Genomic DNA, 14,711 nt, shown 5'->3' with positions numbered 1-14,711 from the left:
TGAATGCTTAGACACACTCATCCCAACAGGGCCACGGGCCCCTTTGTCTTCAACGACACGAACTCAATTCCCCATCAACCGCGAAGAGCCCGGTAAGGCTCCGAGGCTGGAGCGCGGCATACCGCTGCACCAGCGTCGGCGGCCCCGCAGTGCAGGGGAGCCTCCGTCAGCTCTCGGGGTCGTACTGGAACTGCCGGACCTCCTGGGGGCAGCGGCAGGCGACGGCGATCTTGGCAGCCCATTCAAAGGCCGCTTCCCTGGAGGGCAGCTCGAGGACCGTGTAGCCGCCGTCGGGTACTGCATGGCCTGGGTACGTGCCCTCTGTGACGGTGCCGTCACCGGCCACGCGCACGGGTGCCACGTTCTCAGTCCTCGGCGGGGACCACCATGGCGTCACTGGGGAACGAGATCAGGAACTTCGTCATGCGGGTATTCTCCTGCAGGAAGGCCGGGTCAGCCCCTGGCAAATCCTTCGGCCAGCATGCGGCGGCCGAAGGCGCGCCAGCTCTCGGACGCCTCCTCATGAAAGAGTTTGGCCGCGAGGACCGTTTCGGTTCTTCCTTGGCCCATTGCATACTCGATGGCGGCTGCCCACGCCTCGACCTCCTGGCCGGGCACCACGTGGTCCGCCGCGACCAGGAGCCGTGATTGCGGTCCGTACAGTTTCTCAAGGCTCGTCCCGACGCGACCGACAATCGGAACGCCGTGTTCAAGAGCGCGCATGGCTATGCCGCTTTGGTAGAAGCGCTTATACGGGATGACTATGGTGTCGCTGGAGACGATCAGTTCCTCCAGCTCGTCCTCCGGGACGAAGCGGGCATCGACATGCCAACCCTCGACGGGAGGCCAGCCACGGCCCACTATGTCGAGGTCGCATTTCGGGCCAAGCCTGCCGGCCAGTGATTTCAGGAGGTCAATGTCCCGGTCGGCCTTGTACTGGCCCAGCACGCGAACCCGCGGCCTTTTCCCGGACTGCCCGCCAAAGGCGGCGTCCTTGGCTGCTCCGGCCGGGGGAAGCATTGGATGGGGCACCTGCGCCAGGCCCCCGGTGAGTCCGACGGCGTCCATGGCCTGGGCAGCTTCATCGCTGTGTACCACCGTTCCGGGCCGCTTCTTCACCCGTCGAACGAGGCCCGCCACCAGGGGGCTGCTGCCCACGGACCGGACGAGCGGTTGTGGATCGTGGTAAATAACAACCCCTGAGTCGCCGCAAAGGACTTTCATCATCAGGAGGTCCAGGAACCCCAGAACCGGCCACGTGAGGAGCACCCTTTCAGGTGAATTCCTTTTTCGTGTCCGCCGTCCCGCAGCATAAAGCATTGCGGTATATGCGCCGAGCCACTGAAAGCGGCTTTTACCGGACTGGGAAGGTTCGGTAATGGAAAACAATTCTGTTTCTATTCCGGCATCGGCTAATTGATGCAAAAGTGCCTCGGTGTAATGGCTTAAGGCCACTCCCAGGGGATTCAAGACCAGTATTCGGGGGGTTCCGCTGCATATTTGTCCGGCTGATTCAGGTGCGCTCGGGCGTAATCCAAAGGTCATTGACGCACCTCGCTGCCGATCTTGGCCGCTTTCTCCCCCAGGACCGCTTCCTGGAGTGTCAGTTCATATCTCCGGCACACATCGTCCCAGTCATAATGGGTGGCTGCGCGGGCCTGGTTTGCTGCCCGGGCCTTCGCCCGCAGATCGTGGTCAGTCAGCATGCGCCGCAATGCGCTCTCGATGGCAAGCGGATCCGGTGCCACCAGGTGCTCATCCGCCCGCAGGACCTCGGCGTTGTATGGCGTCTGCCGGGCAACGACCGGTGCTCCGCAGGCCATCGCCTGGACCAGGGCTGGATTGGTCCCGCCTACGCTGTGGCCGTGGAAATACGCTCCGGCATGATGCCAGAGTGAGAGGAGCTTCTTGTCATCACTGACGTGGCCGAGCCACTGGACGTTGGGATGTTCACCCAGCCGCTGGGCGGCCTCATCCAGCGGCCCGCCATATCCGCTGGATCCCACGATCACCACAGGATGTTGCTCCGCCAGGCGTTCAGCTGCCTGGAAAAACTCAGACACCGTGTTCTCGGGAACAAACCGGGCCACCATGAGCACATAGGATTCCGGTTCGAGGCCAGGAACAACCTCGCTGGGGCTGGCGAGGTTGGCGCCGTAAGGAATGAAGACGCTCTTGCGCCCGAAGTCCCGCTTCCAGCGGCGCTGGATCTCCAGGGAGTCGCTGATCAGGATGGTGCCGTAACGGGCCGTCAGCCGGGCGCCCAGCCGGAAGACGAACTTGGCGAAGCGGTTCCACTTGGCGCGTTCCCACTCGATTCCGTCCACGTTCACCACGGTTGGTATCCCGCGAAGCTTCAGCAGCGGCAGGAAAAAGCCGTTGGCAACGTTCATGACGAGTGCCACCTGGGGCTTGTGCCACAGGGCGTGGAGGACCGAAGACAGCCCGAAGGAGAGGGTGCTCAGCGACTTGCTCTCAAGCCCCACTGTCCTGGTGGTTCGGATGCGGGGGTCGCGTGCCTCGTCGTCGTCCTTGGTTTGGCCTGCCCGGCAGTAGACGTTGACGTCCCAGCCGGCATCGGCGAGGAATGGTGCCAGGCGCCGGACTGCAGTCTCAAAGCCGCCATAGTAACTTGGGTAGCCGCGTGTCCCGATGACGACGACAGACTTGGACATGGGTTCTCCTAGATGAGTGTGTCGGCCCGTGCGCGCGTGACCGGGTTGGCTCGGATAGGGCGCACGGGGCAGCTGCAGGCGGTGGATGGTGCCTAGTAGGACGTGACGCTCCGCGAAGTCTGTTCCCTGCTGGAACCACGGAACGCAGGGGGGCTTTCGGGCTCAATCACTACAGGTGAGTCGTCCGCGTCGTCCCCGGACGGGTCGCTGTCCGCGGAATCAGGATCCGAGGTGTAGTACGAGTAGCCGTCAAACTCCTTTGCGGGCACGCAGTTCAGAAGGGTTCCAAGTACGGCTCCATGCACCTTCCGGATGTTCCCCAGCGACTTTGTCAGCTGATCCTTGGTTGTCCGGCCAGCCTTTACAACCACAATGGCGCCGTCCGCGATCCTGGCAAGGAGCACGGCATCAGTCACCGGCAGCAGCGGCGGAGCGTCAATGATCACGATGCCTTTTTCGGACAGGGATTCGATCAGCTGTTTCATGGCATGTGAGCCGAGGAGCTCGGTGGGATTGGGCGGGATCCGGCCGGAGCCCAAAATCGACAGGTTGGGCAGATCGCTCCGTTGCTGGAGAACGTCATCTACCTCTGCTTTTCCGGTAAGGACGTCGGTAATGCCTATTCCGGGAATTACGTCAAAGATCTTGGCCATGCTGGGGTGCCGCAGGTCGCCGTCGACAACGATGACCTGTTCCCCTCCGGCCGACATCGCGGAGGCCAGGTTGGCTGCAATAGTTGACTTGCCTTCCCCGCTCACCGAGCTCGTGACGACGATGATCCGGGGCGGGTTGTCCACGTCAAGGAAAGTCAGGTTGGTGCGGAGTTCCCGGAGCGCCTCGGCGAAAGCAGGGCTCTGTGCCCGTGAACCGGGTGTGGGAGCGGCTGGGACGCCTCCCAGGACCTTGTTCTCCCCCGTCAGCCGGAGGTCGACCGGCAGGGCGCCTATGACCGGTACGGAGAAGAGGTGTTCCACTTCAGCCGCGGAATGCAGGCGGCGGTCGAGGCGGTCGCGAAGGAGTGCGGAAGCGTAGGCCAGAAGGAGGCCCAATGCTGCCCCGTACACAGCTGTCATTGCGACGCCGGGAGAGACGGGTGTGGTTGGCAAGGCCGCTGGATCCAGCGGTACAAGGGAGAGCGGCGGCGTGACTGCTTCGAGGGGCTGGCCTGACGCAGCTGTGGCGGCCTTCTCCCTTTCCTGGACCTGCTTGCTCAGTTCGATGATCCACGCATCTGCAACTCGTTGGGCAATCGTCGGATCCGGAGACTCGGCAGTGATCCGGACTTCGGCTGTGTCGCGGGGAACGGTAACAGAGATGGCACCCAGCAGGGCGTCGCTGGACATGTTCAGGCCAGTGGAGAGGCGCACGTTGTCCGCCACGAGCCGGGATTCAGCCAATGACTTGTAGTTCTTTGCCCTTGCTTTGGCCAGGGTGTCGCCGGCCAGCAGGCTGCTGACGTTGTCGGTTCCCACCGCAATAACAACTGCGCTGGCTTCGGCGGCATAGATGCGGGGGCGAAACGTGCTCCACGCCGTGGCCAGCAGGGTGACGATCAGGGTCACAACCGCAATGTGCTTCCAGTACGTCCTCGCGACGCGGGCGTAGTCCCTCAGTCCCATTCCGGCGGCTGGTACGTCGCTGCCGCTAATATCCTGATTACTCAAGGATCCGATCCCTCCTGCAGGTTGACGTGCTGAATGGGCAGGTGCGACGGAAGGGCCTGGTGCGGCCGGGTCGATTCGAAAGACCTTTTCTTCTGCCATGATTGCCCCTTTTCCGGCGGGTTTCCTGTGTCTCTGTGCCGCTTTGGCGTGTTGCAAAGCTAGTACGGGGCCGGATGCCGCGGTCCGATAAAACAGGGGGCTTGTGGCTGCCCGGGGGTAAGAATGTGGAAATTGCGGTTACCTGCAGCCGGGCCGCCTCACCCTGGCCTAGCTCAGGGTGAGGACGAGTTTGGGTGCGGTGGTGCTGCCGGCTTCCTTGGAGGTGAGGTCCAGGCCGTCGGTGCTGGTGGAGTCCAGGGCGAGGGAGAGTTGTTGGCCGAGGTCGCCGGTCAGGGCGTTGGCGGTGAGCGGGACGCTGTAGTTGCTGTTGGCTGCTGTGGGGCCGAGCGTGCCGATGCTGGTGCCGGGCGCGGGGCGGTTGTTGTAGGTGATTCCGCCTTCGGTCCAGCTGTCATCGGTGACGAGTTTGATGTTCTGTTTGCCTATGGACCCGCTGCCGGCGCTGCGCAGTTGCAGTGTTGCGCTCTCCACGGTCCGGCCCGCGTAGGCTGAGAGGTCGAATTTCAGGTAGGTGACCTCCACCGGGCTGTTGTCTACGCTCAGCGAGGTACTCGTGCCGTAGTTCGTTGCTGCCGCTCCGCCCGCGACCCAGCTGTCCGCCGTGGCGGTGAGGGTGACGGTTTCCGGTGTGCCGCCCCCGCCGCCGGCGGTGGCCGTGGTGAAGGTCCAGGTCTTGTCTGAGGCCAGCGCGTTGCCGGCGGCATCCTTCGCCCCGGTGGAGCCGCCCTTGATGGTTGCCGTGTAGGTGGTGTCGGCTGCCAGGTCCGCGCCTGGGTTCAGCGTTGCGGTGTTGCCTGTGCTGTTGTAGCTCACCGCGGCCGTCACCGTCGTCGTCCCTGTCTTGAGGGTGAACGTGCTCGAGGTAATGGTTGATGCGTTCATCGCTTCGGAGAACGTGGCAGTCACGTTTGTGGACACCGCCACGCCGGTAGCACCATCTGCCGGGGACGTGCCCGACACCACCGGAGCCGTCGTATCACCGCCACCACCGCCACCACTGCCGCTCCCGGACAGGGTGAGGACGAGTTTGGGTGCGGTGGTGCTGCCGGCTTCCTTGGAGTTGAGGTCCAGGCCGTCGGTGCTGGTGGAGTCCAGGGCGAGGGAGAGTTGTTGGCCGAGGTCGCTGGCCAGGGCGCCGGCAGTGAGTGGAACGCTGTAGTTGCTGTTGGCTGCTGTGGGGCCGAGCGTGCCGATGCTGGTGCCGGGCGCGGGGCGGTTGTTGTAGGTGATTCCGCCTTCGGTCCAGCTGTCATCGGTGACGAGTTTGATGTTCTGTTTGCCTATGGACCCGCTGCCGGCGCTGCGCAGTTGCAGTGTTGCGCTCTCCACGGTCCGGCCCGCGTAGGCTGAGAGGTCGAATTTCAGGTAGGTGACCTCCACCGGGCTGTTGTCTACGCTCAGCGAGGTACTGGTGCCGTAGTTCGTTGCTGCCGCTCCGCCCGCGACCCAGCTGTCCGCCGTGGCGGTGAGGGTGACGGTTTCCGGTGTGCCGCCGCCACCGCCGGCGGCGGCTGTGGTGAAGGTCCAGGTCTTGTCTGAGGCCAGCGCGTTGCCGGCGGCATCCTTCGCCCCGGTGGAGCCGCCCTTGATGGTTGCCGTGTAGGTGGTGTCGGCTGCCAGGTCCGCGCCTGGGTTCAGCGTTGCGGTGTTGCCTGTGCTGTTGTAGCTCACCGCGGCCGTCACCGTCGTCGTCCCTGTCTTGAGGGTGAACGTGCTCGAGGTAATGGTTGATGCGTTCATCGCTTCGGAGAACGTGGCAGTCACGTTTGTGGACACCGCCACGCCGGTAGCACCATCTGCCGGGGACGTGCCAGACACCACCGGAGCCGTCGTATCACCCGGCGGAGGGGCCGTTCCAAGCGACCGGTCCGAGAACCAGTAGCGCTGGGTGGCTTTGTTGCTCGCCATCACGACGACGCCTGTGGTGGCGTTGACGCCCTGCTTGGTGGTGGTGACGTCGTTGATGTTCGCAGATGCCCCGTCCTGAATCACGGGGGTGCCGCGGCCGCTGCCAAAAACGGGATTGTCCATGGATGCAGTCTTCTCGTAGATACTGCCGGGGACTCCTGAGTATGCGCATCCCGAAACCGACGTGGATGGTGCAGTGTGGAAGGCCCGCACCACGTTGTTGGTTGTATCCAGCAGGATCTGGGGACGGGTCACGCAATCGGCAAGAGTGGCGATGGTGGATCGCGTGAAGGAGCCGGTTCCCGGCCGGAAGACCAACAGCTGCAATTGCGGAAGCGTCTTGTCAGTCGAAGAATCCAGGCTCGTCTTCACCGCCGCGTACACACGTCCTGCCGAGTCAGCCAGGAGTGCCTTGATATTCAAATGATCGTCGGCCTGGCCTTTGCCCTGTACCGCGGGCTGCACCTTCCATGATGATGCTGCGGAAGGAGAGGTTCCATCCGTGCGGGTGGCCCAGTACACGGTTCCAGCGGGAGCATCGCTCCACATCACACCGATCTTGTTGTTTCCAAAGGCGACGATGGCCGAAATGTCATCCGGAGCCGGGTTCGGATCGGCGACCGGCAGGACAAACGGTGTCCCCCAGGTTGTTGTGCCAGGGTTCAACGAATTGACATAAACGCTGCTGGTGAACCCGGAAGTTGAGCTCCCCGACACCTGCGTCCATGTGGCCCACACAGCACCTGTAGTGTCCTTGTCGATGGTCATGGATTCGCTGCTGTTGTTATTGATGTTGCTGGGAAAACCGGAGTCCAGCGTGTATTTGCCGGCAGCGTAGCTGTATCGGTACAGCTTGGCAGGCTGCCCTGTGAGTGACGCCTTTGAGCCGGAGTCCCCGGAGATGGTTGCCACATGGGAGGCGATGTACAGTTTGTTGCCGTCCCACAACGTGTCGGACAGCGTGCTGCTCCTGGTGTCGTTGGTAACCCCGGTGCTCACCCACGTCTTGGTTGCCCTGTCGAGCCGGTAGATTTGCCAGCCGGTTCCCGTGGTCCACATATCGGCCCACCAGGATCCGTCGTTCCACCACAGCTTGCTCTGCGGCTTGTCGGAGGTCGGCGTGTTGGCCACCCCCGAGTAACTGATGCTCTGGTAGCCGTAATTCTCTGCCGCCTGGGCTGTGCCGCCAGCCGCCATAAGGCCCAGGACAAGGGCAACGGCCAAGGCCAGGGCTTGCGGAACGGGATGGCGAACTATTGCTGTGTGCATATTCAGGTCCTTGGTGGCGCAGGTAGTCCTCGACGGCGTACCGCTGCTCTGGCGTCCCGCTTGAGTGCGGGTGGAAGCCAATGTAGACCTCCAAATTTGCCGGGGGCAATGGGGGAAACCGTGCGGAAAGTCACTAGGGGATACGGGGCTGGGGACTATTTCCTTCGTGTTTCCTTGTTGTCTGGAGGGCTTCTTCTGATTCCTGTGGGTACTCGCACTTGGGCCATGGCCAAAATTGGGTGGCCCAAGGCTGTGCCGATGCACAGCGCATCCACTTCTCCGCGCCATTTACAGTGAGAGAAAGGTGTGACCGGCCCCACTGAGCGGAGCGGTCCTCAATCTCGCCGGCAAGCCCCTGCCTGCCAATACCATCTGCACACCCACGAAGGACGGCGCTCCCATGCCCGCTGACCAGCAATTAGCCAAGTCGCTTAAGCCGCGGCACCTGTCCATGATCGCGATTGCGGGCGTCATTGGCGCCGGCCTGTTTGTCGGCTCCGGCGCCGCCATCCAGCAGGCGGGACCGGGGATCCTGCTCGCCTACATGGCCGCCGGCGTCGTGGTGATCCTGGTGATGCGCATGCTCGGTGAAATGGCCGCGGCCAACCCGGAGACGGGCTCGTTTTCCACCTACGCCGACAAAGCGCTGGGCCGCTGGGCCGGCTTCAGCATCGGATGGCTGTACGCCTGGTTCTGGATCATCGTGCTGGGCATCGAAGCAACGGCCGGCGCGGCCATTATGCACCGCTGGGTACCCGGGATCGACCAGTGGATCTGGGCGCTCATCCTGATGGTCCTGCTGACGCTGACCAACCTTGGATCCGTTAAGTCCTACGGTGAATTCGAGTTCTGGTTCGCTTCCATCAAGGTCGCCGCAATCGTGCTTTTCCTGCTGTTCGGCGCCGCCGCCATCCTGGGGTTCGTCCCCGGCGTCCCGGCTCCGGGGCTCAGCAACCTGATCGACAACGGCGGGTTCCTTCCGAACGGACCGGGCGCTGTGCTGGCCGGCATCCTGGTGGTGGTCTTCTCCTTCTTCGGTGCGGAGATCGCCACCATCGCCGCAGGTGAATCGGAGAACCCGGTGGACGCCGTCAAGAAGGCCGTCAAGTCCACCGTCTGGCGCATCCTGGTCTTCTACATCGGATCCATCGCCATCGTTGTCACCCTGCTGCCCTGGAATGACGCCAGCGTTGCCAAGAGCCCCTACGTTGCAGTCATTGAACTGTTCGGAATCCCGGGAGCCGGCACCATCATGGACATCGTGGTCCTCACGTCCGTCCTGTCCTGCCTCAACTCCGGCCTGTACACCGCCAGCCGCATGCTCTTCTCGCTGTCCAAGCGGGGAGACGCTCCGGCCGCCTGGACCAGAATCTCCCCGCGGGGCGTCCCGGGCGCTGCCGTGCTCGCCTCCACCGTGGTGGGTTTTGTGACGGTAGGCCTGAACTACATTGCACCCGACACGGTATTCCTCTTCCTGGTCAACACCTCAGGTGCCATCGCCCTGTTCGTGTGGCTGGTCATCGCGTCCTCCCAACTGATCCTCCGCAAGCGCATGGGTGCCGCAGGCAAGGATCTGGAGCTGAAGATGTGGCTCTTTCCCTACCTGACGTGGCTTTCCATCGTCAGCATCGTGGCACTGCTGATCGGTATGGTCATCCTGGAATCCACCCGGGAGTCCCTGCTGCTGTCGGTGGCGCTGGCGGCTGTTGTGGTGTCCGTCGGCGTGTGGCGCTACCGCAAGTCCGGTACGCGTCCGGGTGGCGGGGATCTGCGGGATCGCCCAACCCGCGAGCCGGCAGTGGAGTCCACTTCGGCGTCGTAATTTCTTTGCTTGTCCGCCTGGCATTGAACCGCCCGCACCCGCAGCCGCACCTGGCTCGCCGGTGCGGGCGGTTTCTTTATGCAGGAAGGATGCCGGCTGCACGTTTTCCACATAGGAGCCGTGGATGCTGCAACCTTCGCCAGCACGGCCATAACCTTGAGTCAAGCGCGAATCGCCTATCCGGTCCAGATGCACTAAGATATTGAAGTCTGTGCTGCGTCCTGCCTCCCTTCCGGCGGCGGGGCCTTGCATGGCATCGCAAATGAACCTCCTGTTACGGAAATGCCGTAACCGCTTAGCCCAAAGGAGGTGGGTTCACATATGCGTCCTTACGAATTGATGGTAATCATCGACCCCGAGGTCGAAGAGCGTACCGTTGAGCCGTCGCTTCAGAAGTTCCTGAACGTCATCACCAACGATGGTGGAACCATCGAAAAGGTTGACATCTGGGGCCGTCGCCGTCTGGCTTACGACATCAAGAAGAAGTCTGAAGGTATCTACGCCGTGGTGAACTTCACCGCCAAGCCGGACACCGCCAAGGAACTTGACCGCCAGCTGTCTCTTAACGAGACCATCATGCGCACCAAGATCACCCGCCCCGAAGAGCAGAAGGTTGTTGCTGAGTAATTTCAGCACCGATTCTTCATTCTTTACCGCAGGAACGCACCCTTCACCCAGGATCAACAAGGAGGCAGTAGATGGCAGGCGAGACCACCATTACGGTCATCGGTAATCTCACCAATGATCCGGAATTGCGGTTCACACCGTCCGGTTCAGCAGTAGCGAACTTCACCATCGCTTCCACCCCGCGTACCTTTGATCGCCAGTCCAACGAGTGGAAGGACGGGGAAACCCTGTTCCTCCGCGCCGCTGTCTGGCGTGAAGCAGCCGAGAACGTCGCCGAGTCCCTGACCAAGGGCATGCGTGTGATTGTGACCGGCCGCCTGAAGAGCCGTTCCTACGAAACAAAAGAAGGCGAAAAGCGCACCGTTATCGAGCTTGAGGTCGACGAAATCGGCCCCAGCCTGCGCTACGCCAATGCAAAGGTCAACCGCACCCAGCGCTCCGGCGCTGGGGGTGCCGGAAGCGGCGCCCAGGGTGGCTTCGGCGGCGGCAACAGCGGCGGCGGCTTCGGAGGCGGCAACTCTGGTGGAAACCAGGGCGGCAACTCCGGTGGAGGCTGGGGCGGCGGCAACCAGCAGGCTGCGCAGGACGACCCCTGGGCAACGCCCGGCGTCTCCAACGCAGGCGGCTGGGGCAACGGCCCCGATTCCGAACCTCCCTTCTAAACACCCCATTAAGGCCCGACGCCGGGACAGCCGAAAGTGCCTCCAGGCACCGAGGTGACTGCCGCCGTCGGACCACCACCATCCCGTGGATCAACATCCACGGGCTCCCTAGAATAGGAGCTCCACGATGGCTAAGGCTGAACTCCGTAAGCCCAAACCAAAGTCCAACCCCTTGAAGGCCGCTGACATCACTGTCATCGACTACAAGGACGTAGCATTGCTGCGCAAGTTCATCTCCGACCGCGGAAAGATCCGCGCCCGTCGCGTCACTGGCGTCACGGTGCAGGAACAGCGCAAGATCGCTCAGGCAATCAAGAACGCCCGCGAAGTTGCTCTGCTGCCTTACTCCGGCGCTGGCCGCGGCTAAGGAAGGGATTAACTAACATGGCAAAGCTCATTCTGACCCACGAAGTAACCGGTCTCGGTGCTGCTGGCGACGTTGTCGAGGTCAAGGACGGTTACGCACGTAACTACCTGCTGCCGCGCAACTTCGCCCTGACCTGGTCGAAGGGTGGCGAAAAGCAGGTTGAGTCCATCAAGGCTGCCCGCGCTGCCCGCGAGCACGCTTCCCTGGAAGATGCTCAGAAGCAGGCTGCTGCACTGTCCTCCAAGCCGGTCAAGCTCGTCGTCAAGGCCGGCGAAACCGGACGCCTGTTCGGCACCGTCAAGCAGGGCGACGTCGCTGACGCCGTCGAGGCCGCTGGCCTCGGCAGCATCGACAAGCGCAAGGTTGAACTGCCCGTGCACATCAAGTCGGTAGGTTCCTACCAGGCCAACGTCCGTCTGCACGAGGATGTTGCCGCTGTCATCGAACTCGATGTCGTGGCTGGCAAGTAGTCCCTGACTGCTGGAAAGACCCCCGCTGCCGGATTCCGGCGGCGGGGGTCTTTTGCTTGATAGCTTCGTACGGTGAACAGCACCGAAATTCCAGCCCGCAGCCGCCCGTTCCACCAGGTCGACGTCTTCTCCAGCGAGGCCTACCGCGGAAACCCGCTCGCCGTCGTCGCTGATGCAGAGGGGCTGACGCCGCAGCGGATGCAGCAGTTCGCCAACTGGACCAACCTGGCGGAGACCACGTTCCTGTTGCCCCCCACCGATCCGCGTGCGGACTACCGGGTGCGGATCTTTACCGGAAGTGAGGAATTCCCCTTCGCCGGTCACCCCACGCTGGGGTCTGCCCACACGTGGCTTGAGTGTGGGGGAACGCCGCAATCGGAGGACTTCGTGGTCCAGGAGTGCGGTGCGGGGCTGGTCCGCGTCAAGCGCGACGACGGGGGACTCGCCTTCGCAGCTCCCCCCTTGACCCGTTGTGGTCCGGTGGACGGGGCCATCCGGAGCCGGATCGCTGCGGGGCTCCGCCTGCCTGAAACCGATGTGGTGGATGCGTCGTGGCTGGTGAATGGCCCGGAGTGGATCGGTGTGCTGCTGGGTTCCGCGGAGCATGTCAGGGCTGTGAGGCCTGACCTCGCGGCCCTGGGCAATCTCAAGATCGGGATTATCGGTCCGGGGCGGGCGGATGGCGGCGCAGACTTCGAAGTCCGCACGTTCATCCCGGGCGACGCCATGGTGGAGGATCCCGTCACCGGCAGTTTTAATGCGGGTGCGGCGCAGTGGCTGATCGGCAGCAACAGGGCTCCGCGTGAGTACGTGGCGGCCCAGGGGACAGCCCTGGGCCGCGCAGGCCGCGTCCATATCAAAGCGGACGACGGCGGCATTTGGGTGGGTGGACACTCCACCACCTGCATCCGGGGGTTAGTGCTTCTCTAGCGGGAATACCCCGTTGCCTCCTGCTGTTCACCATGTAGATGCATATGCATATATGCTGGAATGATCGAGCAACAGGAGAATGCCATGGAGACCCGCCGCATCACAGTCCTTTCCGCCGGACTCGGCGTACCGTCGTCGAGCAGGCTGCTGGCAGACCAGCTGGCCGCCGCAGCCGAGCGGCACCTGACCGGCGCCGGCCTCAGCGTGCGGGTGGACGTCGTCGAGCTCCGCGACCTGGCCGTGGACATCGCCAACAATCTCGTCACTGGTTACGCCGCGCCCCGGCTGGCCGAGGTGATAGCAGACGTGGAAGCCTCGGACGGGATCATCGCGGTGACGCCGGTGTTCAGCGCGTCCTACAGCGGCCTGTTCAAATCCTTCATCGACGTCCTTGACCCCAAGTCACTGGACGGAAAGGCCGTTCTGCTGGGCGCTACCGGCGGCACGGACCGCCACCAGATGGTCCTGGATTACGCCCTGCGCCCGCTGTTCAGCTACCTGCGCACCAGGATTGTTGCCACGGGTGTCTTTGCGGGTCCGCAGGACTGGGGCACCACGGACGACGGCGGCTCTTCACTTTCGGACCGCATCGACCGGGCAGCAGGGGAGTTTGCGCGGCTCCTCGAGGGGCCCCAGCCGGGCCGGAATCCCGCTCCGATGGAGTCCCTCCCTTTCGAGCAGCTGCTGGCCGGCATCTCCGGAAACGGGTGACGGTCCGCCGCCCCAGGGCGTAGGCGTTGGGCCTGCCTTAGTCGTCCAGCAGTTCGATGAACTCCCGGGCCTGCTTCATGGAAATATCGGAGTGTCGCGTGAGCGCCGAGGCGGCAGCCTCCGTGTCGCCGTTGCGGGCGAGGGTGCGGATCCGGCCATAGATTTCGTCGTTAAGCATGTTGCTGCTGACCTCGCGGGTCACGTCACCCTTGCTGGCAATGGCCCGGTAGCGGTAGGGGAACCGCTGCGGCTCGTCATCGTCGTCTTCAGTCTCGGCAGGGGACGCCTCCGCGCCCCGGTATGGTTGCGGGTGCGCTGCCAGCGCTCCAACGGCATCGCGTGAGGCGCGCAGTCCGTCGCCGGTGGCTTCGTAGTACAGCTTGATGGCGGCCATGGCCTGGCCCTGTGCGATCAGGGCGTAGAGCCGCCGGTGTTCGTCCTCGGAAAGTTTGGCAGACGCTGTGCGGGCCAGGTCGGCCGCGGTGGCTGCGGGTGCCTGCGGCTGGGCGCCCGCGGAGGCCTTCCGCCTGCTGATGGCGCGGGCCGCCAACGTGACTCCGGCAGCCACGGCCAGGAGGATGAGGACAGGGACCACAAGCGATTCCATTTTCTAACGCCGTTCTGTGTACTTCCTGGCAGGGGCCAGATCTGAATGCATCGCCTGGGTATTTTGGCTTGGCCGCGTGATGGACTCCAGGCGTGCCCGGGCCGCCGTGGCGGCCTGGACCTGGGCAGCATAGTGTTGCGCTGACCGCTCGGCCAGGTCACGCTGGTATTTCTCGGCATCGGACAAGCCCGTGTCCCGCGGACTGAGGGCCGTGGCAAGACCCCAAATGAGCGCCACCAACACAATCGCCGGCAGCAGTACCAGCAGTAGTTCGCCCATGTATAGAGCTTATGCCAGATCCGGTTTATCCACAGCAGTATTCACCTCTGCGCATACTGCACGGTTCACTGAGCCGTCACGCGGGGACGCAGGTGGCACCTGCCGGCTGCGGCCGGGCATGAAGTACATCACGGACCCGGGAGGAGCGGTTTTCCTTGACTGGCCGCGCCACGGGCTGTGGATGAAATAACCCGGAAGAAATATTTGCTCCACATGCCAGCGGGGGTGTTTCCGCAGGTCAGGGGCGCTGAGGCCGCAAAACTTTTTTCCTGTCCACAGCCTTTCCCACAGGCTGTGCACAAGCTATGGCCCTTAGTGCACAGGTTTTCCACAGGGGCTGGCGGCTGTTGACTTTGCCCCTGCGGCACGGGGGACTAGCGTAGCGGGGTACCTGTTTTTCAGGGCTCCTGTGGTTCCGGATGGATGCCGACAACAGCAGCCGTAGAACCTCTGGAGCCCAAAGAAGAAGCCCATTGTGGAAAACCTGTGGATATGGGGATAACTCTCGAAATCCGCGGCGGCAGGGCTGGATGCCCAGCAAGTGTCAGACCCCGCTGGTACACCTGGACGGGTAGCGGATCCCGGCTTTCGGGCAACGCC

General features: G+C 63.3%; 14 protein-coding genes. 7 read left to right on the top strand and 7 right to left on the bottom strand.

The genetic code is table 11. The annotated features are described in order from the left end of the window. Positions 1 to 166: 166 nt before the first annotated feature. The 5 genes from AC4BCK_RS20670 to AC4BCK_RS20650 form a co-directional block, all read right to left on the bottom strand. Positions 167 to 361: a YciI family protein gene (locus AC4BCK_RS20670; RefSeq protein WP_490566423.1), complete on the bottom strand. Its 195-nt coding sequence runs from the start codon at positions 359 to 361 to the stop codon at positions 167 to 169. Positions 362 to 453: 92 nt separating this feature from the next. Then, a complete protein-coding gene (locus AC4BCK_RS20665) occupies positions 454 to 1,269 on the bottom strand; it encodes a glycosyltransferase (RefSeq protein ID WP_174178464.1) in 816 nt (271 codons plus the stop codon). Positions 1,270 to 1,541: 272 nt separating this feature from the next. Beyond that, a complete protein-coding gene (locus AC4BCK_RS20660; RefSeq protein WP_174178462.1) occupies positions 1,542 to 2,675 on the bottom strand; it encodes a glycosyltransferase in 1,134 nt (377 codons plus the stop codon). Positions 2,676 to 2,767: 92 nt separating this feature from the next. Then, the gene (locus AC4BCK_RS20655; protein WP_251424485.1) at positions 2,768 to 4,339 is read right to left on the bottom strand and encodes a tyrosine-protein kinase domain-containing protein; all 1,572 of its coding nucleotides are present in this window, start codon (positions 4,337 to 4,339) and stop codon (positions 2,768 to 2,770) included. 267 nt (positions 4,340 to 4,606) lie between these two features. Next, positions 4,607 to 7,636, bottom strand: coding sequence for a CBM96 family carbohydrate-binding protein (locus AC4BCK_RS20650; RefSeq protein ID WP_400639691.1), 3,030 nt, complete (start codon positions 7,634 to 7,636; stop codon positions 4,607 to 4,609). Positions 7,637 to 8,036: 400 nt separating this feature from the next. On the opposite strand from AC4BCK_RS20650, the gene AC4BCK_RS20645 reads away from it, so the two are divergent. From AC4BCK_RS20645 to AC4BCK_RS20615, 7 genes are all read left to right on the top strand, one after another. Next, positions 8,037 to 9,458 (top strand): amino acid permease, encoded by a 1,422-nt coding sequence (locus AC4BCK_RS20645; RefSeq protein ID WP_400640781.1) that lies wholly within the window; start codon positions 8,037 to 8,039, stop codon positions 9,456 to 9,458. A gap of 321 nt (positions 9,459 to 9,779) precedes the next feature. Next, positions 9,780 to 10,085 carry a 30S ribosomal protein S6 gene (gene rpsF / locus AC4BCK_RS20640; RefSeq protein WP_050683795.1) on the top strand — a complete coding sequence of 102 codons (306 nt, stop codon included), beginning with the start codon at positions 9,780 to 9,782 and terminating at the stop codon, positions 10,083 to 10,085. Between the two features lie 71 nt (positions 10,086 to 10,156). Next, positions 10,157 to 10,747, top strand: coding sequence for a single-stranded DNA-binding protein (locus AC4BCK_RS20635; RefSeq protein WP_066272611.1), 591 nt, complete (start codon positions 10,157 to 10,159; stop codon positions 10,745 to 10,747). 127 nt (positions 10,748 to 10,874) lie between these two features. After that, positions 10,875 to 11,114: a 30S ribosomal protein S18 gene (gene rpsR / locus AC4BCK_RS20630; RefSeq protein WP_003800144.1), complete on the top strand. Its 240-nt coding sequence runs from the start codon at positions 10,875 to 10,877 to the stop codon at positions 11,112 to 11,114. Positions 11,115 to 11,131: 17 nt separating this feature from the next. Next, positions 11,132 to 11,584, top strand: coding sequence for a 50S ribosomal protein L9 (gene rplI, locus AC4BCK_RS20625; RefSeq protein ID WP_104186774.1), 453 nt, complete (start codon positions 11,132 to 11,134; stop codon positions 11,582 to 11,584). A gap of 72 nt (positions 11,585 to 11,656) precedes the next feature. Then, a complete protein-coding gene (locus AC4BCK_RS20620) occupies positions 11,657 to 12,514 on the top strand; it encodes a PhzF family phenazine biosynthesis protein (RefSeq protein ID WP_400640779.1) in 858 nt (285 codons plus the stop codon). An 84-nt stretch (positions 12,515 to 12,598) separates the two neighbouring features. Then, a complete protein-coding gene (locus AC4BCK_RS20615) occupies positions 12,599 to 13,225 on the top strand; it encodes an FMN reductase (RefSeq protein WP_490566939.1) in 627 nt (208 codons plus the stop codon). Between the two features lie 37 nt (positions 13,226 to 13,262). Here AC4BCK_RS20615 and AC4BCK_RS20610 read toward each other — a convergent pair whose 3' ends face one another. Continuing rightward, positions 13,263 to 13,832, bottom strand: a complete 570-nt coding sequence (locus AC4BCK_RS20610) for a hypothetical protein (RefSeq protein ID WP_174177817.1) — start codon at positions 13,830 to 13,832, stop codon at positions 13,263 to 13,265. Between the two features lie 3 nt (positions 13,833 to 13,835). Next, positions 13,836 to 14,111 (bottom strand): hypothetical protein, encoded by a 276-nt coding sequence (locus AC4BCK_RS20605; RefSeq protein WP_066272598.1) that lies wholly within the window; start codon positions 14,109 to 14,111, stop codon positions 13,836 to 13,838. Positions 14,112 to 14,711: the final 600 nt, after the last annotated feature.

The organism is Pseudarthrobacter sp. As-47 (assembly GCF_058215595.1).
The sequence above is the reverse complement of the archived record's forward strand: the minus strand, read 5'-3'. Positions and strand labels throughout refer to the sequence as shown.